Consider the following 23,157-nt stretch of genomic DNA (forward strand, 5'->3'; position numbering starts at 1 on the left):
CACACTCATCACCGCCTATGCGATGTGCTACTTTAGCGTGAGTGTCCGGCAGCTCGCTGACGCCTGGACCGGGTTCCGAGGGGGACGCCCATGTTGCGGCCAGTGCATGTCCTGGTTCTTTCCTGCCTCGCTGCCCTTTCTCTGCCGCCGCTTGCCGGCGGGGCCTTCGCCGCCCAGGCATCTTCCGACAAACCCGACGATGCGGCGAAGAAGGCCGCGCTCGCCGAGGCGATCAGCACCTGTGACCATGGCGCCTCCGTGCCGCTCGACCCCGAAGCCAAGGCGCCGCCGGTCCAGTATGGCGCGCTCTTCCCGCAGGATTTCGACCTCAGCAAGCTCAAGGCGTTGGCCGACAAATGCCAGGCGGCGATGCTGGGCGCGCCACAGGAGAAGCGGCTGACGCTGCAATGGCTGCGGGTCGAAGTGGCGCTCAACCAACCTGGGCTGACCTGGCTCATCCCGCAGGTCAAGCTGCTTGCCGACGGCGGCAGCCCGGAAGCGAACTACCTCCTCTACGAGTTCTATTCGGTGCATCGGCACGACAGCGCCGATGCAGGTCCGCCGCCGGTCACGCGGGCGATGGCGCTCGATGCCTTGCAGAAGGCCGGCAGCGCCGGTCATCTCACGGCGCTTGCGGCGCTGCTCCGTCAATATAACGAGGGGCCGCTGCTGCGCCGCGACGCGCACAAGCTGGTCGAGACCGCGCAGCGCGTCATCGACGCACCGGCCCAAGGCCAGTCGCCCGGCGAATGGGACAGCCGGTTCCGCGCCGCCATGCCGCTGCTGATTGCGCAGACGACACTGACCGAAGACGGCTTCACGAGCGACGAACAGCAAAAGGCCTTTCATGCCGTCGAGACGGATTCCCAGGCCGGAACCAATGGCTCCGAACGATCGGCGCTCGCTTACATCAAGGCGCTGCGGCTGGGCCGCGGGACGCAGCAGGACGCGACGAAGGCCAGGCAGTTGCTGGAGGCGCGCGTCGGTCATGACGAGTATGCCATTCCGATGCTGGCCGACATGCTGGCCAAGGGCGAAGGCGGTCCGGTGGACGGCAAGCGCGCCATCGCCATGCTGCGCGGCGCAACCAATAACGTCGCTGGGGCCGGGCCAATGCTGGCCGGCCTGCTGCTGGACGGCAAATTCGTCGGCCGCCAGCCGCGGGCGGCGATCCAGCTGCTCAACGCCCCTTGGGACCTCGACGCCGGCATCAGGCTTGCGGGCGTGCTCCTCGACTATGATGGCGTGCGGGTCGACAACCCCGATCTGCTGGTCGAACGCCTGAGCGACGGCGCCGATGCCGGCGAGCCCGGCGCGGCGCTGGCGCTGGCGCGGCTGCAGCTCTCGGACAATCAGCAGTTCAAGAGCGAGGACACCGCGCGCGCCATGCTGAAGCCGCTGGCGGATGCGGGCGACCGCGACGCGCTCTGGCTCTACGCCTCGACGCAATATGCCAATCTCAATTCGACCAGCTATCAGCCATCGCGCCGCGACGACGGCTTGAGCGACGATCAACTGAAAACCCTGATCGACCAGGGTGAAGCCAGGAAGGAACCGCAGGCCTTTCTGCTTCACGCCAAGCTGCTGCGGCGCGGCGTGGTCTACCCGCAGGATGACGCCAGGGCGACCGCCATGCTGATCAACGCCGCCAATCTCGGCAGCGTCGAGGCGATGCTGCTGCTCGGCGACGCCTACGACAACGGGCTCGGCATCGACAAGAACCCGCGCGAGCGGCTGCATGCGTGGCGCGAGGCGGCGCGGCTGGGCTCGCTCAAGGCAAAGGGCAAGCTCGCCGATGCCTTCACCTTCGACAGTTTCGACCGGCTGATGACGCTGCGCGAAGGCATCACCGAGCGCATCGCGCTTTACAATGACGGCTTCGGCAGAATGGGCGCCGGCGTGTTCGGCGGCGGTGCCGACATCGAACTGAGCGGGCTGTTTTCCGGACCGGCCTCCAGCGCCGGAACGGCGGCGGTGGCGGCCGCGGTGATGGACGCCTTTCGCGAAGCGCCGGCCGGCCTCGAGGAGGAGAACCTGGTCGGCATCGGCAAGGCGCTGCCGGACGAAATCCGCGTTGCGATCGAGACGACGCTGAAGAGCGAAGCTTTTTATGCCGGCGAGCCGAAGGGCTATTTCGGCCCGGACGCGCGCAAGGCGCTGGCCGCGTGGGTCGATGCGAAAGGTCCGCTCGCCGATGCTCCCAGCCCGCAGGCTGCGGCCGGGACAGAGCAAGCCGCGCCGGCTTCAGGCCAGCTCGCGGGCGAAATCCTCGACCGCGTCCGCAACAAGGTCTTCACCCAGGCGCAGGCCGCCAAGACCGAGAAGCAGAAGCTTGCCGCCATCAAGCAGCTCGATATGCTCGCCCGCTACGGGGACCTCCCCTCGCGCTGGGCGCTGGTGCGCAACTACCATCAGGCAAAGGCCGTGCGCGCGGTCGTCACACCCGACGAAGTCACACGTTATGCGCTCGACCTCTTGGTGTCGAAACCCGACGGCGTCGACAAGCCCGAGTTCGAGTTCATCTTCGACCTGACACAGATCGCGAAGGACCGGAAATCGCGCGCCGTGGGCGGCGCCACCCTACAGGCGATCCGCGATGATCCGCGCCTGCAAGATCCGCTGACGCTCGGCGCCATCATGGGGCAGTTCGCCTTCGCGCCCGACGCCTGCGACTCCGTGCTCGCCGCGGCCCGCAAAGCCGGCATCAACGCGGTGGGCGAGGACGGATGCGACGAGCAAACGCGCGCCGCCCTTATCGGCTTCGCCAAGGACAAGGGCACATCCGGCATCGATGCCGCGGCGCGTAAGTCGGCGGCGGAGGAGATCAAGACGCTGGACGCACAGGCCTCTAAGTAGTCAGAGCAGTTTATGCAATTCCGGACGGAAAACCGTCTTTCCTGGAATTGCTTTAAAGCGCCCTGAGCCAGACTTTGTTGTCGTGGAACGCGGCGCCGCCATAGGGTGCCGGCGCGTCGGCGCCGGTCAGCACGTTGATGCCCTCGCCGCGCTCATGCGCGCTGTTCGGCCAGATGCCTTCGGCCACCACCACGCCGCGCTTCACGCCGTCGAAGAGTTTTGCATGCAGCACGAGGTCGCCGCGCCGGTTTCCGACCTCGACGCGGCCGCCATCCTCGATGCCGAGCGCGGCCGCATCCTCGGGATGGAGCAGCAGTTCCGGCCGGCCTTCCTTGGCCTTCGACACCGGCGTCTCGGCAAAGGTCGAGTTCAAAAAGTTGCGCGCCGGCGATGTCGTCAGCCGGAACGGATGCTCCTCGTCCGCCACCTCGATCAGGTCGACATGGTCGGGGAACTCCGGCAGCCGCTCGACCGGCCCGAACAGGCCCATGATCTTCGGCGGCCGGTTGGGTGCCGACTGTCCGGTCCAGTTAGCCCGGAAGTGGAATTTCTTGTCGGCATGGCCGAAGCCGTTGATGAAATGCGCGTCGTCGAAATCGGGCTGCAGGTCGACCCACTTCTGTTCCTTGAGGCTGTCGAAGCTGCCGATCCCGCGCTTGCCGAGGATGATGTCGATATGCTGCCGCTCGGTCAGGCCGAAGCCCGGCCGATCGCCGACACCCAACCGTTTGCCGAGCTCCTCATTGACATAGTGGTTGGTGCGCGGGCCTTCCGGCGGCTCGATCAGCTTGGGGCCGAGCGTGATGTGCTGGTTGCCGCCGCCCTTGTAGATGTCGTCATGCTCCAAAAACATCGTCGCCGGCAGCACGACGTCGGCGAGCTTGGCCGTATCGGTCATGAACTGCTCGTGCACGCAGGCGAACAGGTCCTCGCGCAGGAAACCCTGCTTCACCAGCCGCTGCTCCGGCGCGACATTGGCGGGGTTGGTGTTCTGGATCAGCATCGCCGTCACCGGCGGGCCGCCATAGAGCGCGTCCGCCGCTCCGGTCAACACCGGGCCGATGCGCGAATGGTCAAGATAGCGGATGTTCGGGTCGCGCATCGCGGTTCCCTCGAGCACGTCCTGGTTCAGCTTGAAGATGCCGGAATTGGAGTGGAAGGCGCCGCCGCCCTCATATTGCCAGGCGCCGGTGACGGCGGCGATCGAGGCCACGGCGTGCATGTTGACCGAACCGTTGCGCTGGCGGGCAAAGCCATAGCCGAGGCGGAAATAGGTCTTCTTCGTCGTGCCGACGAGATGCGCGAAGGCCTCGATCTCGGCGACGCTCAAGCCCGTGATGGCGGCAGCCCATTGCGGTGTTTTGCTCCGAAGATGCTCCTCCAGCCCGCGCGGATCGTCGGTGTATTTTTCGAGATAGGCGCGGTCGGCGAGACAATCGCGGAACAGCACATGCATGACCGCGCAGGCGAGCGCGCCGTCGGTGCCGGGCTTCAGCACCAGGCCAAGATCGGCCTGCTTCATCGTGGCGTTGTCATAGATGTCGATGACGACGATCTTCGCGCCGCGCTCTTTGCGCGCCCTGGTCGCATGGGTCATGACATTGACCTGCGTGACCACGGCGTTGGTGCCCCAGATCACCACGCAGTCGGCCTTCGCCATCTCGCGCGGATCAGGCCCGCGCAGTGCCCCCGCGCCCATCATCCAGCCGGTCCAGGCCAGATTGGTGCAAATCGAGCCGAAGAAGCCCGAGTATTTCTTGGCATGCCGCAGCCGCTCGATGCCGTCGCGCTGCACCAGCCCCATCGTGCCGGCATAGTAATAGGGCCAGACGGTTTCCGAGCCGTACTTTTCCTCGGCGGCAATGAATTTCTCCGCAACGAGGTCGAGCGCCGCTTCCCAGCTGGATTCCTTCCAGGCGCCCTCGCCCTTGGCGCCTGCGCGCACCAGCGGCTTCAGCAGGCGGTCGGGGTGATGGACACGGTCCGCATAGCGCGCGACCTTGGCGCAGACGACGCCGGCCGTGTAGCTGTTCGTCTTGGCGCCATGGACGCGGCCGATGCGGTTTTGGTCGAGCAGCTCGACCTCGAGCGCGCAGGTGGACGGGCAGTCATGCGGACAGGCCGAATGGCCAATCCTGAGCTTGGCGTGCTGGTTCATGCGAGGTGTGTAGCGGGTTTTGGGGGAGAGGTGTAGGGCCAGATGCGGCGCAAGCGCCTGTCTCCCCCTTGAGGGGGAGATGGCCGCGAAGCGGCCAGAGGGGGTCGTCTCACGTAGAGCGCCAACTTCCTCTTCGATGACGGCAAGGAGTTGGCGCTTCACGCGCGGCGACCCCTTTGTCGCCTTTGGCGACATCTCCCCCTCGAGGGGGGAGATCACGCTCTCGCTCCGCAATCCCTTCCTCATATTCCGCCGAGATCGTCAGTGTTCCTTTTTTGGCCGCCGGCGCAGGACTGTCTCAAGTGAAAGTCGGCCCGGCCCGCCAACCGCAAGCATGAGGAGACCTGCAAGGTAGAGCAGGATAATCTCGTAGCCGACGGTGCCAAATTTGATGCCGTCGGCAGTCACCTCAGTGAATTTCACCGAGAAGAAGCCGTATCGGGCGTGCACGGTGTACAGTGCCGTCAGCAACACGATTGCCATAGGCACGCTGACCAATGGAATGAAAGCGCCCGCCAACACGGCGGCTCCGCCGACAAGCTCGACCAGCGTCGTCAGCCAAGCCAGGATCTGTGGCAGCGGAACCCCCAACGTGTCCAGAACGACCCCGAACTTTTCGGGGCCCCTGCCGAGCTTGGCGAAACCATGCGCCACGAAACCAAAACCCACCATCAACCGGATCGGCAGCGGCGCCCATTCGGCCAGAGCCGGCGGGGCGGAAAACAGAGCGACTTTCGATAGGAATCCGGAACGTTGCATGCCTGGAGACTTTCCATGGTGAGAGGTCTGACCGAGGAGGCGGCACAATTGGCAAGGCCTACCGAGGCCAGGAGACAGCCTCGTATTCGTTTTCCGCTCGGCGAGCGTTACTGTCTCACGACAACGTGACTGAAGAAGGGAACGCTACTCCGCGATCCCTTCCTCATATTCCGCCGACATGGTCAGCCACTTGTCCTCGTTCAGCGCAAGCGTGTGGGCAAGCTGCGAGCGTTCCTTGGCCAGACGCGTCGCGGTCGAAGGGTCCCTCTCGTAGATCGCCGGGTTGGCGAGCTCGTCCTCGATCAGGTCGATGCGCTTGCGGATGCGGTCCATCAGCGCCTCGGTGGCGCGGATCTCCTTGGCTAAAGGCTCGAGCGCCGAGCGTCGGGCGGCCGCCTCGCGGCGGCGGTCGGCCTTGGATGCCTTGTCCGCTTCCTTCTGCTCGCGGCGATTGGACGAGACGCCGGTGACCAGCGTTTTATAGTCCTCGAGGTCGCCGTCATAGGGGTTGACCGCGCCGTCCTTCACCAGCCACAGCCGGTCGGCCGTCGCTTCGAGCAGATGCCGGTCGTGCGAGATCAGGATCACGGCGCCCGGAAAATCGTTGAGCGCATGGATCAGCGATTCACGGCTGTCGATGTCGAGGTGGTTGGTCGGCTCGTCGAGAATGAAGAGGTTCGGCCCTTCGAAGGCCGAAAGACCCATCAAAAGACGCGCCTTCTCGCCGCCGGACAGGTCCTTGGCGGCGGTGTTCATCTTCTCGGTCGACAGGCCGAACTGGGCGACGCGGGCGCGCACCTTGGCTTCCGGCGCGTCCGGCATCAGCCGGCGCACATGCTCGTAGGCACTTTCCTCGGGGCGCAGATCGTCGAGCTGGTGCTGGGCGAAGATCGCCACCTTCAGGCCCGGCGCGATCGTCATGGTGCCGGTCTCGCCCTTCAGGCGGCCGGCGAGCAGCTTGGCGAAGGTCGACTTGCCGTTGCCGTTGGCGCCGAGCAGCGCGATGCGGTCGTCGGCATCGATGCGCAGCGTCATCTTCTTCAAAACCGGGTTGCCCTCGGTGTAGCCGACATTGACGGCGTTCAGCGCCACGATCGGTGAGGCCACCGTCTTGACCGGCTCAGGAAAGGAGAAAGGCCGCACGGTGTCGTTCATGACCGCCGCGATCGGCTTCAGCTTCTCCAACGCCTTCAGGCGCGACTGCGCCTGCCTGGCCTTGGAAGCCTTCGCGCGAAAACGCTCGACGAAGGATTCCATATGCTTGCGCTGCGCTTCCTGCTTGACGCGGCTCTTTTCCTGCAATTCGCGCTGCTCGGTGAGCTGGCGCTCGAACTGGTCGTAGCCGCCGCGCCAGAAGGTCAGCTTCTTCTGGTCGAGATGGACGATCGAGTTGACGGCGCGGTTGAGCAGGTCGCGGTCGTGCGAGATCAACAGCACCGTGTGCGGGTACTTGGAGACATAATTCTCCAGCCACAGCGTGCCTTCGAGGTCGAGATAGTTGGTCGGCTCGTCGAGCAGCAGAAGGTCGGGCTCGGAGAACAGCACGGCCGCAAGCGCCACGCGCATACGCCAGCCGCCGGAAAAGGACGAGGCGGGCCGCTTCTGCGCGGCATCGTCGAAGCCGAGGCCGGCAAGGATGGTGGCGGCGCGGGATTCGGCCGAATGCGCGTCGATGTCGGCGAGCCGTGTATGGATCTCGGCAATGCGATGCGGATCGGTGGCGGTCTTCTCCTCCTCCAGCAGCGCCGCACGCTCGACATCGGCCTTGAGCACGATGTCGATCAGCGGCTCCTCGGTGCCCGGCGCTTCCTGCGCCACCTGGCCGATGCGGGTATTCTTGGGCAGGCTGATCGAGCCGGTCTCGGACGGGAAATCGCCGGTAATCGCCTTGAACAGCGTCGTCTTGCCGGTGCCGTTACGGCCGACGAGGCCGGCCTTGGTGCCGGCCGGCAAGGTCAGCGAGGCATGGTCGAGAAGCAGGCGCCCCGCCATGCGCAGCGAGAGGTCGTTGATGATAAGCATGGCCGGGCTTTTGCACGGGACGTCTCCGCTTCGCAAGAGCCAGGCCCTGGATGAGGCTCGCCGCGCGCGCTCTCCGGCCGCCCGGCGAAGGCCGATAAAGTCCGGCAGGACTGGAACCAGTTGCCTGCTGGAGCGTTTGGGGCCCCGTGATCCGTTATTTCGCCCTCGCCTTCATCTTCTTTCAGGTCGCCACGACCGCAGCGCTGGCGACGCAGGTGGTTCTGTTCGAGGATGCGGGAGCACCCGGCGCGTCCTTACTGCAGCAGGTGGACACACAGCGCTGACGGCCTCTTTGTCCAGGCCCTGGCTCCCGTCGCCTCTCCGCCTCCGGTTACCCTTTGCTTGCCACGTCACCGGTTTGACGTTGATGGCCGCTATCTTCTCAACCTATGCTGGCGCCAGCGGCGGGCTTGCAGACATCACGAGGTGCCTTATGAAGCGATTGCTCTACGCCACCGGCCTCGCCCTGTTTTTCATCACGCCAGCGGTGCATGCGGAAGCGACGGACTGCGCGGCGGCGAAGACGCAGGCCGACCTCGCCACATGCACAGCCAAGGACGCGGCTACGGCCGACGCGGCGCTGAATGCCGTCTATAAGGCGCTGTCGGCACGCCTCCCGGCCGCCGACCAGCAACGTCTTCGCGACGCGCAGCGCGCCTGGATCCCGTTCCGCGACAAGGAATGCGCCTTCCGCACCCAGCCTTATGCCGATGGCTCGGTGTATTCGAGCCTGGTCGAAACTTGCAAGACGGATTTGACCAAGGCGCGGCTGGCGCAGTTGCAGCATCAACTGCAATGTCCGGAAGGCGACCTCTCCTGCGTGCCGCAAGCCGCCGGCGGCGCCGCGCCTGCCCAGGCAAGCCAGAACGACACGCGGCCATGTCTGCAATCGGCCGGCAAGGCGAAGTCGGACCAATATGTCTCGCAATGCATTCAGGTATCGCCGGCGACCAATCCGCCCTGCAATGGTGAGAATGCGTGCAGCACGATGATCGACGAGATCAAAAGGGGCTGCGCCATGATCGGCAACGACAATCCACCGGGCTTCTGTTCCGCCTACAAGGGTTGAGCGGCATGGCGGTCCGGACGTTCGGCCCGCCAAGCTGCGGGCAATGATCATTCCCTCACGGAAGATCAAGCCGACTGGGTCAAGACAGCCGCAAGTTCCGCTTTGGCTTATATTAGGGAGGCTGGTATCGACACCACCGAAAAAAAACTGAAACCTTTTGGGCCCAGGCGTGATGTTTGTCGAAAATTCATTTCGGTTTTTGCTTCGATCCTGCGAATCTATCAATGTGCCGTGAGTCGCGCGTTGGCGCTAAAAACAAACAAAATATAAAATAATAACTTGATTGTGTCAGGAGTTCACGATGGACGTGTCGGCCAACGATCTGCGCATGCTGAGATATGTGGCGGAGGTCACGCGCAGGCTTGCGAAGATGCTTTCACGCACGCGCTATCAGATGCTTGTCTATTTTCTGGAGATGACCGCTGTCGAGGCGGACAGCCTCGCGGCAGAGCAAGATCGCCGCGCGGAGGCGCGCAAACCGCCTCGCAACTGACGGCGGCCATTGCATTCATCCGCCGATGATGCCGTCCAGGATGGCGAGGCATCTCAGCCGTCGCGCCTCGACGATCAGCCGACCGTCATGCTCGACGATGGCGCGCTCGAAATTGTCGAGCGCGTCGAGCGCAGCGCGCAGATCGACGGCCGGCATGCTTGCCGAGAACAAGGCGCGGCGCGCCTTGACCCCCTCGCCGGCATCGACGGAAGACTGATTGGCCACTCTGCGACGCAGTGCGTCGAGCATGGCCAAGCAGTCGGCCGACGGCGTGGCGTCGTCCGTTGCTGGCAACATGGCCGCCGGCCTCAGGCCCTGGTTTTGCGCTTGCCCTTGCCGGAATCCGCGGCCGGCTTGCGGCCCAGGCCGGAAGACTTGGCGAGCGCCGAACGGGTTGCCGAATAGCTGGGCGCCACCATCGGATAGTCTGCTGGCAGGCCCCATTTGGCGCGATACTCGTCCGGCGTCAGCCCATGGTCTGTCGACAGGTGCCGCTTCAGCGACTTGAACTTCTTTCCGTCCTCCAGGCAGACGATGTGATCGGGGAACACCGAGCGCTTCGGATTGACGGCCGGCGTCAGCGGCACGCTCTCCTTGACGGCGGCGGCGCCGGCGAGCTTGCGCACCGATGCGCTGACGCTGGCGATCAGATCAGGCAGGCCGGAAGCCGGAAGCGGATTGTTGCCTACATAGGCCGAAACAATGTCGGCGGTCAGCTCGATTGCAGTCTTGTCGTCGATATTGGACAATTTTTTCACCCTTTGCTGGCTCTCAAAATGACCAGCTGTTTTTAAGACTTTGGTCTAGGTATCGTATTGGACCTGTCCCCCAACGGACCGTCCAGAGTCAATAAACGCACGAGACTCAATACCGGAGGTATGTTTTCACTGCGGGTCGCAACCGCGCAAGTTAGGAATTCTAATACCTATAACAAACACTTTACAGCACCGAAGGCCGCACGAGGCTGCAAACGCACAACAGCACTTCGATTTTTGCCAATAACTCCTGCAAAAATCGAAGTTCAGGACCGAAAGCCGGTGCTGGCGAGCAGCATCGGCGCTCGGATGACCGATTGTGACCGATCATGCCCGATTCGATGACGTTACGGCGAGTCGCTTATTTCGCGGCGGCGCCGCGCGGCAGTTTCATCGATCCGCCGTCGGCCAGTATCTCAAGCACACGCTTCCAGCGCGCGCAGCGGCCGAAATCCCTCTGCTCGATGGCCTTCTCGGCCTTCATGGCGGCATAGAGTGGCGCCTCGGCGCCGAATTCCCTCACCAGCCAGTGCGCCTCCCGTCTGGCGCGGCGTTCGTCGTCGTCAAGTATGATACCTGGCATGATGTTCAGGCCTCCGAACGTTCAATGCCGACAGCGATGCAGCTGCCGATGACGAGGACGGCGCCGGCGACGGCCGTCATCGACAGGCTTTCGCCCGACAGCGCCAGCAAAAGCGTGGAAGCGATCGGCGTGAGATACGCAACGATCGCGAGCCGCCCACCCTGGTCGAGGCTCAGCGCGCGCGACCAGAAATAATAGCCGAGCCCCATCGGCCCTGCGCCGAGATAAAGGCCGAGCAGCAAGTGCATGCCGCCCAGGCCGGCGACGCCGTCATACAGGCACCAGGCGAAGGTCAGCGCGACGCCGATCAGCGCCGATGGCAGCAGAAGCCGATCCGGCGACACGGCAAGCCGGCCGACGGCGAGCGAATAGAAGGCCATGCAAAGTGCCGAACCGAAGGCGGCGCAGTAGCCGACGAGGCTGCCTTCGAACCAGGCCTGCGCGCGTCCGCCGGAGATGACCAGCGCCACGCCGGCGAAGCCGAGCACGGCAGTGAGCCCAAGCAGCAGCGGGCGCTCCGGGCGGCCAAGCACAATGATCGCGGCGGCGACCATCAGCGGCCAGGTATAGGCAACGAGATTGGCCTCGATGACCGGCATCGAAGCAAAGGCGATGTATTGCAGCACCATGGTGCCGACCAGGCCGATGAAGCCGACGGTGTAAGCGGCCGACCTCGCCTTCTCCCCTTGTGGGAGAAGGTGTCGCCGAAGGCGACGGATGAGGGGTGCTGGAAGGAATGAGGGGGTAGCGATCCGTCGCAGTGCGCCCCTTTGGATGAAAGTGTTCGCCAAGCTGGAGCACCCCTCATCCGTCTCGGCGCTACGCGCCGATCCACCTTCTCCCACAAGGGGAGAAGGGGAGGTCCGTGCCAGCCTGATCAGCGCAAAGACCAGGGCCGCGCCGCAGAACTGCAGGAACTGCACATGCGATACCGGGTGACTGGCAAGCAGCGTCTTGCCGACCAGGGCATTGGTCGCCCAGAGCGCCACCGCGCCGAAGGCGAAGGCCAGTCCCTCCGAGGAAGCAGCACCGGACCGGTTCTTCTGCCTGGCGGCCGTGGCCGGGCCGAGGCCCAGCGACGCCGAAGGCGGCCGGCGCCCGGCCAGGTCATCATCCACTACCACGATTCCCTGGCTCCGCCCGAGACGGGCTCGACAGCCGGCTTCGGCACGGGATGCTCTTCGGCATGACGGCGATAGGCGGGCAGCTGGTTCGTCCAGACGTCGTCGGCGAGTTCGCTCACCCAGGTGCGATCCTGGTCGTTGTCGGCGGCGAGGTAGAACATGCGGTTGTCGTCGACATAAGGCTTGGTCACCGAGCGTTGATTGAGCACCAGGGTGACGCGCGAGCCGAGTTGGATGGGCGCGGTGCGATGGAGCACGCCGAGGAACTGGCCGAGCGTGGCATAATTCATCTTGTGGTCGATGCGCATGACCTTGTTGCGCGGCAGGTCGCGGCCGGATTCGAGAAGGGCGCGGCCGGTCTCGGAATCGTCGCAATAGATTTCAAGATGGCCGCCGATCAGAGGGTCGCTGATCGAGAGCGGAATGAGCTCCGTCACCGGAACGCCGTCGCAGTGCCATTCGACGGCGCCGTCCTTGGGGTTCATGAAGGTGACGGTCGAGCCGACGATCGACAGCGGATAGGGTTCGAGCTTGGTGCCCATCATGTCGGACAGCCGTTCCAGGCGCAGCTTGTCGTTGAGCAGCTCCTTGATCTCCGGAATGTAGCGGTCGGCGCCGGTGATGAAGGTGAGGTCGAGATGCTTGTGCACGGCATGGCTGGCCTTGAGCTTGAGCGCCGCCTCCTCGATCGCGGCGAGCAGCGCGGGATCGTAGCCGTGAAGATACTGGGCGACGCCGAAGCTCGACACTTTCCACGCCGTATCATGGCCGATGATGGCTTCACGGCTCATCGCATAGCGCAATTCGGGGATTGTATGGGCGTTCATTCTACTTCTCCAAGGTGGGGGCAACACTTGGTAAACAGTCGATTAAGCCGCCCGCCCCTGTAAATTTAGGAATGCTGGTGCTACTTTAAGCCCAGCTAAAGGTCGAAACCCCGTGCGTCTGCTCAGTCAGGTCAACCTAAACTCGCTGAAAATCGTCGAGAGCGCTGCCAGGCATAAGAACTTCACGCGCGCCGGCGAGGAGCAGTTCATCACCGCCTCCGCCGTCAGCCAGCGGGTGAAGAGCCTGGAGGACCAGCTGCGATTCAAGATCTTCCAGCGCGGCGGCAATGCGGTGTCGCTGACGCCGGAGGGCGAGACCTATGTGGCGCGCGTGCGCGAGGCGCTGGAGCGGATCGTGGCGGCCAGCATGGAGGCGACCGGGCAATCCCAAGCGCATGTCTTGAAGATCTGCGTGCTGCCGACCTTTGCGGCGCGCTGGCTGTTTCCGCGCCTCTCCACTTTCCAGCGGCAGTATCCGGACATCGAGATGCGGGTCTCGACTTCTTACGCCACGCATGAATTCTCGGCCTCCGAATACGACCTCGAAATCCGCTACGGCGACGGCAACTTCCCGGGCCTCAATTCCGAGCTGCTGTTCAAGGAGGATTTGACGCCGGTGTGCAGCCGCAAGCTGTTCCACGAGGTGCTGGGCGACAAGCCGCTGTCCAGAGTGACGCCCGAAGACCTTAGGCACTTCACTTTGCTCCACTCCGACACCTGCACCCAGAACTGGCAATCGTGGCTGGGCTTTGCCGGCGCGAGCTTCGTGCTCGGCGAGACCAAGAGCATCTATTTCGATTCCTGCATGATGTCCTACGAGGCGGCCAATGCCGGCATGGGTTTTGCCGTCGCCAACCGCGCCTATATGGCGAGCGACATCCGCGCCGAGCGGCTGGTGGCGCCCTTCGCGGTGCATCATCCCAACACCGCCGGCTGGTATTTCGTCAGCCCGATCAACGCGCTCGGCGCGCGCAAGGTGGAGCTGTTCAAGCAGTGGATCATGGCCGAGGCAGCACTGACGCAGCGCCAGCTGGACATTGAGATCGCCAGCATACCGGTGAAACGAGTGGCGATGGCGTGAGGGGTCATCGGTAAAGCGGGCTGACCGCGTCCACATCTATTTTCCGGGCTCCGAAATGCCAGTTAGCAGAATTGAAAAGATAGTTGGCGGCTCTGTTGTCTTGTCAGCCGAGAGAGCCAGCCGCGGAGCCCATAGAGGAAAATATGTTTGCTTGGCCGACGGTTCTAACAAGCTGGCAATTCCGTTCGCTACGTTGGACGATGCAGCAGCTTTCCTGCGCACCAACCCCGGCTCGGGCATACGTATGAACCCCGGCTGGTCGAAAATCGTTGAGCAAATCTATGTTGACGGCATACCGATCTGATCGGCAAGTCTGCACACCAATAACCTGCAAAGCCGGCTAGCGCGATCGCACCATGACGCGGCGCAGAGACTCAGCTATCTTTGACTGTGCGGCGGGCCTGATTTCCCGCTTGGCCGGCGCTTTCCAGCTTCCTCCCAAGCAGCGCCGGCCTTCTTCTGTGGCGGCGGCGATTTGCAGCCGACACCGCCCGTACAGAATTCCCAGTTGAGATCGCGTGGCCGATCCGCCGCGATCATTGCTTCGGCGGAGTGCCCAGCTGGTCGCCGCCGGTGGTCGATTTCGGCACCGGGTTCTTGTCGACCTGCGGGTTCTGGTCGACGGCGGGCGCCTTGGTGGGCGGTATGCTGTTGTCGCAGGCGGCGAGCGCGAGCCCTGCCGCAAGGGCCAGCAGCACAGGAAGCTTCTTCATGACGACCTCCTCTCGTTCGCCCCTTTTCATGAGGCAAACGAGGCGGTGGCGGTTTGGTTGCGTGCGCCGGCGGGAACCAATCACCCAAGTCCCGGTTGAATTCACAATGATTTCGAACCGCGCAAGGAGGTGGCTATGATCCGCCTGCTGCTTATCGGCCTGTTCGTCTATGCGACGTACCGCGTCACGATGAGGATCATCAAGGAAGTGCCAGGCGACGTCGCGCCGCTGGACATGCCGGGCGATGAACGGCATGCGCTACGGCGCCAGTCGGCCGCGATGGGGGTCGAGCCGAAAAGGTAGGATCTCCCCGCTTGAGGGGGAGATCAATTGCGTTGCGAACAAAGCGGAAACGATGCTTGATGGGCGATGAACATCGCCGCCCGTGATTCGTCCTTCGAAGCGCCCGCCTATCTTGCCCGACTGAATGACGAGCAGCGGCTGGCGGTGGTGCATGGCGACGGCAAGGTGGCCGCACCGCTGCTGGTGATCGCCGGCGCAGGCTCAGGCAAGACCAACACGCTGGCGCATCGCGTCGCCCATCTCATCGTCAAGGGCGCCGACCCGCGCCGCATCCTGTTGATGACCTTCTCGCGCCGCGCGGCGTCGGAAATGGCCAAGCGCGTCGAGCGCATCGCCGGCGAGGTGCTGGGGCGCGACGCCGCGATCATCGCCGACGCGCTCGCCTGGGCCGGCACTTTCCACGGCATCGGCGCCAGGCTTTTGCGCGACTATGCCGAGCAGATCGGCCTCGATCCCGCCTTCACCATCCACGACCGCGAGGATTCCGCCGACCTGATGAACCTCACGCGCCACGAGCTCGGCTTTTCCAAGACCGAGAGCCGCTTCCCGACCAAGGGCACGTGTCTCCAAATCTACTCCCGCGCGGTCAATGCCCAGGCGCCGCTCGGCGAGGTGCTGGGCTCGGCCTTTCCGTGGTGCTCAGGTTGGGCAGAACAGCTGAAAGAGCTGTTCGCCCGTTATGTCGAGGCCAAGCAGGCGCAGAACGTCCTCGATTACGACGACCTCCTGCTCTACTGGGCGCAGATGGCGGCCGAGCCGGAGATCGCGGCGCATCTCGGCAGCCGATTCGACCATGTGCTGGTCGACGAATACCAGGACACCAACCGGCTGCAGGCCTCGATCCTGCTGGCATTGAAGCCGGACGGCGCGGGCTTGACCGTGGTCGGCGACGACGCCCAGTCGATCTATTCCTTCCGCGCCGCGGAAGTGCGCAACATCCTCGACTTTCCAAAGCAATTCGCGCAAGGCGCCGAGATCGTCATGCTGGAACGCAACTACCGCTCGACCGAGACGATCCTTGCCGCCGCCAACACGGTGATCGGCGAGGCGAGCGAGCGCTTCACCAAGAACCTCTGGACCGAGCGAAGATCGTCGCACAGGCCGCAACTGGTGAGCGTGCGCGACGAGGCCGAGCAGGCCAATTATGTCTGCCAGGCAATCCTCGCCGAGCGCGAGGTGGGCACGGCGCTGAAGGCGCAAGCGGTGCTCTTCCGCGCCTCGCATCACAGCGGTCCGCTGGAGATCGAGCTGACACGCCGCAACATTCCCTTCGTGAAATTCGGCGGGCTGAAATTCCTCGACGCCGCGCATGTCAAGGACATGCTGGCGATGCTGCGTTTTGCCGAGAATCCGCGCGACCGCGTCGCCGGTTTTCGCGTGCTGCAACTTATGCCGGGCATCGGCCCTTCGGCCGCCTCGCAGATCGTCGAGGCAATGGCGACCTCGTTGGACGAGACGCTGGGCCTTGCCCGCTTCCGGCCGCCGCAGCGCGCGGCTGAAGATTGGCCGGTCTTCCTCGACATCTACAGCGGGCTGCGCGCCGGCCCGAAATGGCCCGCCGACCTCGAGCGCGTCAGGCTCTGGTACGAGCCGCATATGGAGCGCATCCATGAGGACGCGATCACGCGCCGGGCCGACCTTCTGCAGCTCGAGCAGATCGCGTCGGGCTATCCGTCGCGCGAGCGTTTCCTGACCGAGCTGACGCTCGATCCGCCCGACGCCACCAGCGACCAGGCCGGCCCGCCGCATCGCGACGAGGATTATCTCATCCTATCGACCATCCATTCGGCCAAGGGCCAGGAGTGGAAGAACGTCTTCGTGCTCAACACCGTCGACGGCTGCATCCCGGCCGATCTCGGCGTCGGCACCAAGGAGGACATCGAGGAGGAGCGCAGGCTGCTCTATGTGGCAATGACGCGGGCGAAGGACAGCCTGCATCTGGTGGTGCCGCAGCGCTTTTATCCGCACAACCAGCCGGCGCGCGGCGACCGCCACGTCTACGCCTCGCGCACCCGCTTCATCCCGGCTTCGATGCTTTCAGCCTTCGAGCAGAGCTCGTGGGCAAGCGCTGCGATCAAGGACGACCCGCGCCAACGGCCGGGCGTCAAGATCGACCTCGGCGCGCGCATGCGCGGCATGTGGAAATAGCGCGCGCCGAAACATCGCTGGACGGTCTTCCACACCAACTCGCCAAGCCGCCGCGACCCGGCGCCCCGCGGCTCGCCATGGAACTTTTCACCCGATAGTGGATTTCCGTTAGTAAAATCTAATGCAAGGAGGCAGTTATGAAGAATCTCATTCTCGCCGCCATGCTGGGCATGGCTACTTTGGCGCCAATGACGGTTCCGACACAGGCAACAAGCCTGACCATCACCACCGATGACGGCATGGGCCGATATAATGACGATTACTACTGGCGCCGCCATCACATGCGCGACGATAGTTGGCGCTACCGTGGCCGATACGAGATGCGCGACTGGCGCGGTTATCGCCACCATCGCGACTGCATGGTCAGGGTGCACAAGCGCTGGCATCACCATCATTGGGTCGTGAAGAGAGTCTCGAGCTGCGGCCTCCACAGAGGCTGGTACCGCTGAGGCTAGACCCGGTCATCGAAACGTGACGCGTACCATGAGAACAGGTGGAAAATGCGCTTCATCCCATCGGCGATGAGCTGGCGTCAACGACTCGGTGAGCTGGCCGGTCAGCTTTTCGTCAACATCGTCACGGCACTGATCGCAGGGGTCGCGATCCTCCTGCTGGCATCGTCGGCGCACTACCAGGTTCCGCAACCCCCTGCGGGAGTGACAATCACAGCTGGCTCCGGCCCGTAACAGCCGCCTGTCGTGCCTGCCCGCACCTGCAGCCCTCCGGCGGCGGAGCGAAAGAATGCCCAACCCATGGAACCTCCCCCCGCAAGGCGCGTTGTCCGGCGCCTACCCCAAGACGGAGAGTGGCGGCCCCGCCATCCTCCGCTCCAATCCGAGAGGTCCAGATGCACGACAGGATGTTCTTCACCCCGGTCGTGGTCAGTGTCGGCGCCGGCCACAAGCGCATGATCGCCTCGCTGTCCGACATGCATGAGTTCCTGACCGAGTTCCCGCCGTCGCGCCGGCGGCTGAGCTACGGCGCCGCGGTGAGGGCCTGCGAAGCCGCGCGGGCCGGAGAAATCTCCGCCGAATCGGCGCGCGACGCGTTGATCACCTTTGCGGTGACCGCCGGCATCCTGTGGCCGGCGGACCAGCCGATTGTCTCGGTGAAATCAGCCGCGCGCGGCCATAGCGGCTTCGCCGGCTGAAATCAGCCAGCCGGCGCGGCCAACAGAGGCCCCTCACACAACCCGCCTGGGACGACTCTCGGGCGGGTTTTTTGTTTGACCTGACCTTTCGACTGCATGCCGCTGCCTCGGCCGCAAACTTTTCCGGCACTGCGTGAAGCATCGCATGGAACAGGCCGCTGCGTGAAACATCGCACAGAACGACCCGTTGCGTGAAACATCGCACAGAACATTCGCGCGCCCCATGCAGGTTTGCGCACATGCTGCGGGGGGCGAATGTTTCTCGATCGCGACCAGTTCAAGCCGGCGGCGGAGATGAGGCTCGCCCGGGACAAAACGTCGATCCGCGTCACGATCGTGGACCAGAAGGCGTGCGAGTCCAGCGAGGCCGTCTATGCCTGGATCACCGCCGACGGCAAGCCGGTCAGGATCGGCGCCTGCGGCTCATCGGCGGGCAAGCGCCTGCTCTCCTATCCAGGCTACATCAACCGGAGCCTGGCCGGACGCGGCGGCACAACGCCGAAATGGGAAGCGTTGAAGTGGCTGGGCCTGCTGACCGCGCATGGCATGCTGACGGCAGTCGTCCATCAGCCTGAGCCGACATTGACGGCAGCCGGGCTGATCAGGCCGTATATCGACGTCGAGCGCCAGCTGATCCGCCGATACAGGCCGCTGCTCAACCGCAACCACCGGTGATGCCGGCCAGGTCTCTGCCGCGCGGAGCCGATCAATGGAACGTGCTGGCGACGTCGTCCGACGGTACGCCGCGCGGGCTTTCGAAACTCACCTGGTCGCGTCCGTTCGACTTCGCCTTGTAGAGATGCCTGTCGGCGACCTTGAACATGTCGTGATAGGTGGTGGGCCCGCTGAAGGCGATGCCGCCGATGCTGACCGAGAGCGGGCATCGCTGGCCGCCGGGCGCGAACTCGGCCTCGCGGATGCGCAGCCTGATAGTCTCCGCGACCAGGAAGGAGCGCGTCGCGTCGGCGCCCGGAAGAAAGACCGCGAATTCCTCGCCGCCGATGCGTCCGACGATGTCGGCGCCGTGGAGCTGGCCCTGGATCGTCCTGGCGATCAGCTTCAGCGCCTGGTCGCCGCAATCGTGGCCGAGACGGTCGTTGATCGACTTGAAATGATCGGCATCGACGATCAGCAGCGCGCCGGCATCGGCAACGTCATGGCAGCGCGCCTGCTCGAGATAGGCCTCGACCAGCATCGAGAAGGCGCCGCGGTTGAAGACCGCCGTCAGGCTGTCGGTCGCGGCGACAATGCTGAGTTCCTTCTGGGCGATCGCCAGCTGGCGCATCTTCCACATCAGGAAGAACAGGAAGGAGCCGCCAAGCACAAGCGGCAGGAACAGGTCGGTGAGCTTGGCCCAAAGCAGGGCATCGGGCGACAGCGAGGGAAAGTTGAAGGAATCGACAAAGAAGGCAGCCGCAATGAAGAAAGCCGTGCCGGCGACGGTGACCAGCGCGACCCTGCCCCAACTGGTGGCAGACAAATCGATGCGCATGTCATTGCTCCCACTGCAACTCACTCATTGTGCAGCGCGAGCACAAACGAAGTCCTAATACATTAGCTTCGATGCAAGCTTGGTTAACCGGCCGTCGTGCCGATTTCGCGAAGGCTGGCGCCAGAAGGCCCGCCAACGATGGCCTCAGGCGTAAGCGCGGCCTTCCTCGGCGCGCTGGAACAGCATCAGGTCGAGCGGCACGGAAGGCCGGCCGAGCACGGTGAGGATCATGTGCGCCTGGCCCCGATGGTGGGTCTGATGGTTGAAGAAATGGCTGAGCGCCGGCGCCAGCCGCTGCGAGACGGTGCGCATGTCGGAAAGCGTCATGTAGGAGAAGCGGCCGGCGAGCGCCTTCTCGCTCATGCCGCCGACCCAGTCCATGATCCGCTTGTCCTCCGCCTCGCGCGCGCTGTGCAAAGGTGGCAACGCCTTGTAAAGAATGGCGTCAAGGGACGATGGTGCGTGTCCCTCGCCAGTGAAACGCTTCATCCAGATACGGTCGGCGGTCAGGATATGGTTGAGCGTTCCCATCATAGAGCCGAAGAAGGCGCCGGTATCGCGGTTGAATTCCTCGTCGCTGAGATCGGCAGCGGCATCGTAGATGCGCGCATTGGCCCATTGATTGTAGGCCGCAAACATCATGAAATGCTGTTTCATTCTTCCATCCGGTTCGCAACGAATCCCGGCTCTTCGTAACCCGCAGGAACGGCAATGACCATTCTGTTCTATGATCTCGTCGGCCACGACACCCAACGCCCGTTCAGTCCGCATTGCTGGAAGACCAAGATGGCGCTGGCCCACAAGGGGCTCGACGCCACCAAGGTGCCGACGCGCTTCCTGGAAGTGCCCAAGGTGGAAGGCGGCGTGTCGAAGACGGTGCCGGTGATCCGAGACGGCGACCGCGTGGTGGCCGATTCCTTCGCCATCGCGCTTTATCTCGACGAGGCCTATCCCGAACGGCCGACGCTGTTTTCCGGCGATGGCGGCAAGGCGATGGCGCGCTTCATCGAACGCTGGTCGCAGCTCACCATCCACCCTTACGTCGCCACGGTGGCGCTCACCGATCTCAACGCCATGCAGGATGAGACGAACGCCGCCTATTTCCGCGAAAACCGCGAGCAGCGCTACGGCAAGCGGCTGGAAGACGTGGTGGCCGGTCGCGACGCGGGGCTCGCCGGCTTCCGCGCCTCGCTGGAGCCGCTGCGCTCGATGCTCACCTACCAGCCCTTCATCGGCGGAGCCTCGCCGCTGTTTGCCGATTACATCGTGTTCGGCGCGCTGCAATGGGCGCGCATCTCCTCGCCTTACCGGCTGCTCGAGGACAGCGACAGCGTATCCCAATGGTTCGAGCGCTGCCTCGACCTGCATGGCGGGATCGGCCGGCAGGTTGCGGCGGCGGCGTGACGGAAGTCTTGGTTTTGATGCATCTCGTTCTCCCAAAACCGCTACGCACTTTTTGGGCGACATGCATAGGAGGCCGCGAGCGGCAGGATCGTCATGCTGCGCTATGAGATGCGGGCCGCGATCTGGGTCTATCCGGGCAAGGGCGGCTGGCATTTCGTGACGCTGCCGGCCGAGTTCGCGGCGCGGATCAAGGCGGCGATGGCGGGGCTGGCGCGGCCCTGGGGCTCGCTCGGCGTGACGGCCGTCATCGGCAAGACAAGATGGAGCACGTCGCTCTTCCCCGACAAGGCGTCCGGCAGCCTGCTTCTGCCGATCAAAGCCTCGGTGCGGCAGCGTGAAGGGCTGAAGGCCGGCGACACGCCGGCATTGATCATAGAGGTCGAGCTCTAGCCTCTACCTTGGCGCGCCCTTGTTTGGCGTATCCTTGTCGACCAGCCTGACGCAGATCGGATCGCCCTGCTCCATGCGGGTGCACTGCCATTCCGGGCCGAAACCGAAATTCTCGTTCCGCTTCAGCCCGCGAAAAAGCAACAGCAGAAGGACGACGATACCAACAAGGACGACCACGAAGAGAATGCCGGTGATGTCTCCTGGTCTGAGGTGAGGCCAGTTCATTGTCTGCCTCCGGGTCCCAGGCGGGATCGCTTTTGGCTTGCGTGCGCAAGCGCTCCATTGTCGCGCAAGGGGCAGGCTTTGGCCAGAGCAGGCGAGGCAAGCCGTCCCCTTGGCAAGCCGCCGGGCGGCTTGTATAGAGCCCGCCACTCCAATTTCCATTCCCAGAACAAGGACGACCCAATGGCGACCGAACGCACCTTCTCCATGATCAAGCCGGATGCGACCAAGCGCAATCTGACCGGCGCCATCACCAAGATGCTGGAAGACGCCGGCCTGCGCGTCATCGCGTCGCGCCGCGTGTGGATGAGCCGCCGCGAGGCCGAAGGCTTCTACGCCGTCCACAAGGAACGCCCGTTCTTCGGCGAGCTCGTCGAGTTCATGTCGTCGGGCCCGACAATCGTGCAGGTGCTGGAGGGCGAGAACGCCATTGCCAAGAACCGCGACGTGATGGGCGCCACCAACCCGGCCAACGCGGCCGATGGCACCATCCGCAAGGTGCATGCGCTGTCGATCGGCGAGAATTCGGTGCACGGCTCGGACGCGCCGGAAACCGCCGCGCAGGAGATCCGCTACTGGTTCTCCGATACCGAGATCGTCGGCTGAGCCGGAAGTTTTCCGCTCACGCAATGAAGGCGGCCCTCGGCCGCCTTTTTTGTCGCAATGGGCTGGGCAGGCTGGCCGGGCGCCCTAGGTCCGTTCGATCGGCGACAAATGACCAGGCCGTCGCCGGCTGCGAGCGACCATCGCGCTTCCGTCTAACAACAGGGAGGGAAGCATGATCGAACCCCATGTTTCCAAGAGCGGCGTTGCATATCCGGACGATCTCGTCCTGTTGAAGCGCATCTATGACGAGGTCTGCGAGGAGCGGGGTATTATCCCCGGCAGCCCGGAGGCATCGGAGCTGGCCATCGAGGCCATGAGGCTGTTTTCCGCCGGCATTTTCGACGAAGGCACGATCGGCCGTCGTCTTCGCCATTGCTGACCGCGCGGCCGGCCGAGTTCAATCCCCGTCGCCGTAGCGGATCACTTCAACCTTCTCCTTGGTGATCAGGCAACTCATGGTCAGCGCCTTGATCTGAGGGATCAGCGCATCGATCTTCTCCGGCGCATCGACGATCTCGACGACGATGGGCAGGTCCTGCGACAGCCGCAGGATCTTGGCGGTATGGAGCACGCTCGAACGGCCGAAGCCGAGCGGTCCCCTGAGCACTGTCGCGCCAGCCATGCCGGTCTCGCGTGCCTTGATGACGATTGCCTCATGCAGCGGCATGCCGTCGGCCGCCCTGTCGTCCTCGCCGAAGAAGATCCTGAGCAGCACGCATTGCGCGGGAAGTTCCATGTTTTCCTCCCTCCTCACCTGTTGACCGGCAAGCGGTTGAACCTCGCTGCCATGACATAGCCAAGCCAGGCGGACGCCAACGACAGCCCGACCACACTGATGAGATAGGTCGCGGCCAGCCGGAAGTCGCCCTCGAAAAGCAGGATGAAGGTGTCGAGGCTCATGGCCGAGAAGGTGGTGAGGCCGCCGCAGAAGCCGCCAGTGACGAACTGGCGGGCGGGCGGGGCGGCCCCGCTGGGGCCCGGCGGGCGGGGGCGCGGGGCGGG

Annotated in this window: 30 protein-coding genes; 16 read left to right on the forward strand and 14 right to left on the reverse strand. The window is 64.2% G+C overall.

The features are described 5' to 3' along the window. The first annotated feature begins 90 nt into the window (after positions 1-90). Complete coding sequence (locus tag AC4FWB_RS31610; protein WP_491030142.1) at positions 91-2,856, forward strand: SEL1-like repeat protein; 2,766 nt, start codon at positions 91-93, stop codon at positions 2,854-2,856. 52 nt (positions 2,857-2,908) lie between these two features. Here AC4FWB_RS31610 and AC4FWB_RS31615 read toward each other — a convergent pair whose 3' ends face one another. The 3 genes from AC4FWB_RS31615 to AC4FWB_RS31625 all read right to left on the reverse strand — a co-directional run bounded on the left by AC4FWB_RS31615 (position 2,909) and on the right by AC4FWB_RS31625 (position 7,795). Then, positions 2,909-5,014, reverse strand: coding sequence for a molybdopterin-containing oxidoreductase family protein (locus tag AC4FWB_RS31615; protein ID WP_491030185.1), 2,106 nt, complete (start codon positions 5,012-5,014; stop codon positions 2,909-2,911). 261 nt (positions 5,015-5,275) lie between these two features. Then, positions 5,276-5,773, reverse strand: a complete 498-nt coding sequence (locus AC4FWB_RS31620; RefSeq protein ID WP_491030143.1) for a DoxX family protein — start codon at positions 5,771-5,773, stop codon at positions 5,276-5,278. A 144-nt stretch (positions 5,774-5,917) separates the two neighbouring features. After that, positions 5,918-7,795, reverse strand: coding sequence for an ABC-F family ATP-binding cassette domain-containing protein (locus AC4FWB_RS31625; protein WP_491030144.1), 1,878 nt, complete (start codon positions 7,793-7,795; stop codon positions 5,918-5,920). Between the two features lie 146 nt (positions 7,796-7,941). Between AC4FWB_RS31625 and AC4FWB_RS31630 the strand changes: the two genes are divergently transcribed. The 3 genes from AC4FWB_RS31630 to AC4FWB_RS31640 all read left to right on the forward strand — a co-directional run bounded on the left by AC4FWB_RS31630 (position 7,942) and on the right by AC4FWB_RS31640 (position 9,357). After that, complete coding sequence (locus AC4FWB_RS31630; protein WP_491030145.1) at positions 7,942-8,079, forward strand: hypothetical protein; 138 nt, start codon at positions 7,942-7,944, stop codon at positions 8,077-8,079. Between the two features lie 149 nt (positions 8,080-8,228). Further along, the gene (locus AC4FWB_RS31635; RefSeq protein WP_491030147.1) at positions 8,229-8,864 is read left to right on the forward strand and encodes a lysozyme inhibitor LprI family protein; all 636 of its coding nucleotides are present in this window, start codon (positions 8,229-8,231) and stop codon (positions 8,862-8,864) included. Between the two features lie 301 nt (positions 8,865-9,165). Further along, on the forward strand, positions 9,166-9,357 hold the full coding sequence (locus AC4FWB_RS31640; RefSeq protein ID WP_491030148.1) for a hypothetical protein: 192 nt from the start codon (positions 9,166-9,168) through the stop codon (positions 9,355-9,357). 15 nt (positions 9,358-9,372) lie between these two features. Here the strand turns inward: AC4FWB_RS31640 and AC4FWB_RS31645 are convergent, their stop codons facing one another. From AC4FWB_RS31645 to AC4FWB_RS31665, 5 genes are all read right to left on the reverse strand, one after another. Next, positions 9,373-9,654, reverse strand: coding sequence for a hypothetical protein (locus AC4FWB_RS31645; protein ID WP_491030149.1), 282 nt, complete (start codon positions 9,652-9,654; stop codon positions 9,373-9,375). 11 nt (positions 9,655-9,665) lie between these two features. Further along, the gene (locus AC4FWB_RS31650; protein ID WP_491030150.1) at positions 9,666-10,106 is read right to left on the reverse strand and encodes a Ros/MucR family transcriptional regulator; all 441 of its coding nucleotides are present in this window, start codon (positions 10,104-10,106) and stop codon (positions 9,666-9,668) included. A 367-nt stretch (positions 10,107-10,473) separates the two neighbouring features. Then, a complete protein-coding gene (locus AC4FWB_RS31655) occupies positions 10,474-10,683 on the reverse strand; it encodes a hypothetical protein (RefSeq protein ID WP_491030186.1) in 210 nt (69 codons plus the stop codon). Between the two features lie 17 nt (positions 10,684-10,700). After that, a complete protein-coding gene (locus tag AC4FWB_RS31660) occupies positions 10,701-11,705 on the reverse strand; it encodes a DMT family transporter (RefSeq protein ID WP_491030188.1) in 1,005 nt (334 codons plus the stop codon). Positions 11,706-11,812: 107 nt separating this feature from the next. Further along, positions 11,813-12,646 carry a hypothetical protein gene (locus AC4FWB_RS31665; protein ID WP_491030151.1) on the reverse strand — a complete coding sequence of 278 codons (834 nt, stop codon included), beginning with the start codon at positions 12,644-12,646 and terminating at the stop codon, positions 11,813-11,815. 112 nt (positions 12,647-12,758) lie between these two features. Between AC4FWB_RS31665 and AC4FWB_RS31670 the strand changes: the two genes are divergently transcribed. Then, positions 12,759-13,727, forward strand: coding sequence for a LysR substrate-binding domain-containing protein (locus AC4FWB_RS31670; RefSeq protein WP_491030152.1), 969 nt, complete (start codon positions 12,759-12,761; stop codon positions 13,725-13,727). Between the two features lie 151 nt (positions 13,728-13,878). Continuing rightward, on the forward strand, positions 13,879-14,031 hold the full coding sequence (locus AC4FWB_RS31675; RefSeq protein WP_491030153.1) for a hypothetical protein: 153 nt from the start codon (positions 13,879-13,881) through the stop codon (positions 14,029-14,031). Between the two features lie 232 nt (positions 14,032-14,263). Here the strand turns inward: AC4FWB_RS31675 and AC4FWB_RS31680 are convergent, their stop codons facing one another. Further along, positions 14,264-14,440, reverse strand: coding sequence for a hypothetical protein (locus tag AC4FWB_RS31680; protein WP_491030155.1), 177 nt, complete (start codon positions 14,438-14,440; stop codon positions 14,264-14,266). A 135-nt stretch (positions 14,441-14,575) separates the two neighbouring features. On the opposite strand from AC4FWB_RS31680, the gene AC4FWB_RS31685 reads away from it, so the two are divergent. From AC4FWB_RS31685 to AC4FWB_RS31710, 6 genes are all read left to right on the forward strand, one after another. Further along, positions 14,576-14,743: a hypothetical protein gene (locus tag AC4FWB_RS31685; protein ID WP_491030157.1), complete on the forward strand. Its 168-nt coding sequence runs from the start codon at positions 14,576-14,578 to the stop codon at positions 14,741-14,743. A 66-nt stretch (positions 14,744-14,809) separates the two neighbouring features. Beyond that, complete coding sequence (locus AC4FWB_RS31690; protein WP_491030159.1) at positions 14,810-16,891, forward strand: ATP-dependent helicase; 2,082 nt, start codon at positions 14,810-14,812, stop codon at positions 16,889-16,891. A gap of 137 nt (positions 16,892-17,028) precedes the next feature. Then, positions 17,029-17,340 carry a hypothetical protein gene (locus AC4FWB_RS31695; RefSeq protein ID WP_491030161.1) on the forward strand — a complete coding sequence of 104 codons (312 nt, stop codon included), beginning with the start codon at positions 17,029-17,031 and terminating at the stop codon, positions 17,338-17,340. 51 nt (positions 17,341-17,391) lie between these two features. After that, positions 17,392-17,577, forward strand: a complete 186-nt coding sequence (locus tag AC4FWB_RS31700) for a hypothetical protein (RefSeq protein ID WP_491030163.1) — start codon at positions 17,392-17,394, stop codon at positions 17,575-17,577. Between the two features lie 161 nt (positions 17,578-17,738). Continuing rightward, entirely contained in the window at positions 17,739-18,041 is a 303-nt protein-coding gene (locus AC4FWB_RS31705; protein WP_491030165.1) for a DUF982 domain-containing protein, read from the forward strand. 255 nt (positions 18,042-18,296) lie between these two features. After that, complete coding sequence (locus AC4FWB_RS31710) at positions 18,297-18,716, forward strand: hypothetical protein (protein ID WP_491030167.1); 420 nt, start codon at positions 18,297-18,299, stop codon at positions 18,714-18,716. Positions 18,717-18,747: 31 nt separating this feature from the next. Here the strand turns inward: AC4FWB_RS31710 and AC4FWB_RS31715 are convergent, their stop codons facing one another. Continuing rightward, complete coding sequence (locus AC4FWB_RS31715; protein ID WP_491030168.1) at positions 18,748-19,533, reverse strand: GGDEF domain-containing protein; 786 nt, start codon at positions 19,531-19,533, stop codon at positions 18,748-18,750. Between the two features lie 144 nt (positions 19,534-19,677). Then, positions 19,678-20,190 carry a DinB family protein gene (locus tag AC4FWB_RS31720; RefSeq protein WP_491030170.1) on the reverse strand — a complete coding sequence of 171 codons (513 nt, stop codon included), beginning with the start codon at positions 20,188-20,190 and terminating at the stop codon, positions 19,678-19,680. Positions 20,191-20,244: 54 nt separating this feature from the next. Here AC4FWB_RS31720 and AC4FWB_RS31725 point away from each other — a divergent pair, with 54 nt between their 5' ends. Both AC4FWB_RS31725 and AC4FWB_RS31730 read left to right on the forward strand, forming a co-directional pair. Continuing rightward, positions 20,245-20,937 (forward strand): glutathione S-transferase family protein, encoded by a 693-nt coding sequence (locus AC4FWB_RS31725; protein WP_491030172.1) that lies wholly within the window; start codon positions 20,245-20,247, stop codon positions 20,935-20,937. Between the two features lie 93 nt (positions 20,938-21,030). Beyond that, a complete protein-coding gene (locus AC4FWB_RS31730) occupies positions 21,031-21,327 on the forward strand; it encodes a DUF1905 domain-containing protein (protein ID WP_491030174.1) in 297 nt (98 codons plus the stop codon). A gap of 3 nt (positions 21,328-21,330) precedes the next feature. Here the strand turns inward: AC4FWB_RS31730 and AC4FWB_RS31735 are convergent, their stop codons facing one another. Further along, positions 21,331-21,552, reverse strand: coding sequence for a hypothetical protein (locus AC4FWB_RS31735; RefSeq protein ID WP_491030176.1), 222 nt, complete (start codon positions 21,550-21,552; stop codon positions 21,331-21,333). A 180-nt stretch (positions 21,553-21,732) separates the two neighbouring features. Between AC4FWB_RS31735 and ndk the strand changes: the two genes are divergently transcribed. After that, a complete protein-coding gene (gene ndk, locus AC4FWB_RS31740; RefSeq protein ID WP_491030178.1) occupies positions 21,733-22,155 on the forward strand; it encodes a nucleoside-diphosphate kinase in 423 nt (140 codons plus the stop codon). Positions 22,156-22,327: 172 nt separating this feature from the next. Continuing rightward, positions 22,328-22,534 (forward strand): hypothetical protein, encoded by a 207-nt coding sequence (locus AC4FWB_RS31745; RefSeq protein WP_491030179.1) that lies wholly within the window; start codon positions 22,328-22,330, stop codon positions 22,532-22,534. A gap of 18 nt (positions 22,535-22,552) precedes the next feature. Here the strand turns inward: AC4FWB_RS31745 and AC4FWB_RS31750 are convergent, their stop codons facing one another. Both AC4FWB_RS31750 and AC4FWB_RS31755 read right to left on the reverse strand, forming a co-directional pair. Further along, positions 22,553-22,891, reverse strand: coding sequence for a DUF190 domain-containing protein (locus AC4FWB_RS31750; RefSeq protein WP_491030181.1), 339 nt, complete (start codon positions 22,889-22,891; stop codon positions 22,553-22,555). Between the two features lie 14 nt (positions 22,892-22,905). Next, the coding region (locus AC4FWB_RS31755; RefSeq protein ID WP_491030182.1) for a CrcB family protein at positions 22,906-23,157 on the reverse strand (252 nt) is incomplete at its 5' end.

The organism is Mesorhizobium sp. LEGMi-168a (assembly GCF_058312955.1).

Excerpts from the sequence above, each read along its gene's own strand:
- AC4FWB_RS31715 (WP_491030168.1), bottom strand. The coding sequence starts at position 19,533 with ATGCGCATCGATTTGTCTGCCACCAGTTGGGGCAGGGTCGCGCTGGTC.
- AC4FWB_RS31720 (WP_491030170.1), bottom strand. The coding sequence starts at position 20,190 with ATGAAACAGCATTTCATGATGTTTGCGGCCTACAATCAATGGGCCAAT.
- ndk (WP_491030178.1), top strand. The coding sequence starts at position 21,733 with ATGGCGACCGAACGCACCTTCTCCATGATCAAGCCGGATGCGACCAAG.
- AC4FWB_RS31635 (WP_491030147.1), top strand. The coding sequence starts at position 8,229 with ATGAAGCGATTGCTCTACGCCACCGGCCTCGCCCTGTTTTTCATCACG.
- AC4FWB_RS31735 (WP_491030176.1), bottom strand. The coding sequence starts at position 21,552 with ATGAACTGGCCTCACCTCAGACCAGGAGACATCACCGGCATTCTCTTC.
- AC4FWB_RS31725 (WP_491030172.1), top strand. The coding sequence starts at position 20,245 with ATGACCATTCTGTTCTATGATCTCGTCGGCCACGACACCCAACGCCCG.
- AC4FWB_RS31665 (WP_491030151.1), bottom strand. The coding sequence starts at position 12,646 with ATGAACGCCCATACAATCCCCGAATTGCGCTATGCGATGAGCCGTGAA.
- AC4FWB_RS31685 (WP_491030157.1), top strand. The coding sequence starts at position 14,576 with ATGATCCGCCTGCTGCTTATCGGCCTGTTCGTCTATGCGACGTACCGC.
- AC4FWB_RS31745 (WP_491030179.1), top strand. The coding sequence starts at position 22,328 with ATGATCGAACCCCATGTTTCCAAGAGCGGCGTTGCATATCCGGACGAT.
- AC4FWB_RS31625 (WP_491030144.1), bottom strand. The coding sequence starts at position 7,795 with ATGCTTATCATCAACGACCTCTCGCTGCGCATGGCGGGGCGCCTGCTT.
- AC4FWB_RS31710 (WP_491030167.1), top strand. The coding sequence starts at position 18,297 with ATGTTTCTCGATCGCGACCAGTTCAAGCCGGCGGCGGAGATGAGGCTC.
- AC4FWB_RS31690 (WP_491030159.1), top strand. The coding sequence starts at position 14,810 with ATGAACATCGCCGCCCGTGATTCGTCCTTCGAAGCGCCCGCCTATCTT.
- AC4FWB_RS31620 (WP_491030143.1), bottom strand. The coding sequence starts at position 5,773 with ATGCAACGTTCCGGATTCCTATCGAAAGTCGCTCTGTTTTCCGCCCCG.
- AC4FWB_RS31695 (WP_491030161.1), top strand. The coding sequence starts at position 17,029 with ATGAAGAATCTCATTCTCGCCGCCATGCTGGGCATGGCTACTTTGGCG.
- AC4FWB_RS31640 (WP_491030148.1), top strand. The coding sequence starts at position 9,166 with ATGGACGTGTCGGCCAACGATCTGCGCATGCTGAGATATGTGGCGGAG.
- AC4FWB_RS31680 (WP_491030155.1), bottom strand. The coding sequence starts at position 14,440 with ATGAAGAAGCTTCCTGTGCTGCTGGCCCTTGCGGCAGGGCTCGCGCTC.
- AC4FWB_RS31610 (WP_491030142.1), top strand. The coding sequence starts at position 91 with ATGTTGCGGCCAGTGCATGTCCTGGTTCTTTCCTGCCTCGCTGCCCTT.
- AC4FWB_RS31615 (WP_491030185.1), bottom strand. The coding sequence starts at position 5,014 with ATGAACCAGCACGCCAAGCTCAGGATTGGCCATTCGGCCTGTCCGCAT.
- AC4FWB_RS31645 (WP_491030149.1), bottom strand. The coding sequence starts at position 9,654 with ATGTTGCCAGCAACGGACGACGCCACGCCGTCGGCCGACTGCTTGGCC.
- AC4FWB_RS31750 (WP_491030181.1), bottom strand. The coding sequence starts at position 22,891 with ATGGAACTTCCCGCGCAATGCGTGCTGCTCAGGATCTTCTTCGGCGAG.
- AC4FWB_RS31700 (WP_491030163.1), top strand. The coding sequence starts at position 17,392 with ATGCGCTTCATCCCATCGGCGATGAGCTGGCGTCAACGACTCGGTGAG.
- AC4FWB_RS31705 (WP_491030165.1), top strand. The coding sequence starts at position 17,739 with ATGCACGACAGGATGTTCTTCACCCCGGTCGTGGTCAGTGTCGGCGCC.
- AC4FWB_RS31730 (WP_491030174.1), top strand. The coding sequence starts at position 21,031 with ATGCTGCGCTATGAGATGCGGGCCGCGATCTGGGTCTATCCGGGCAAG.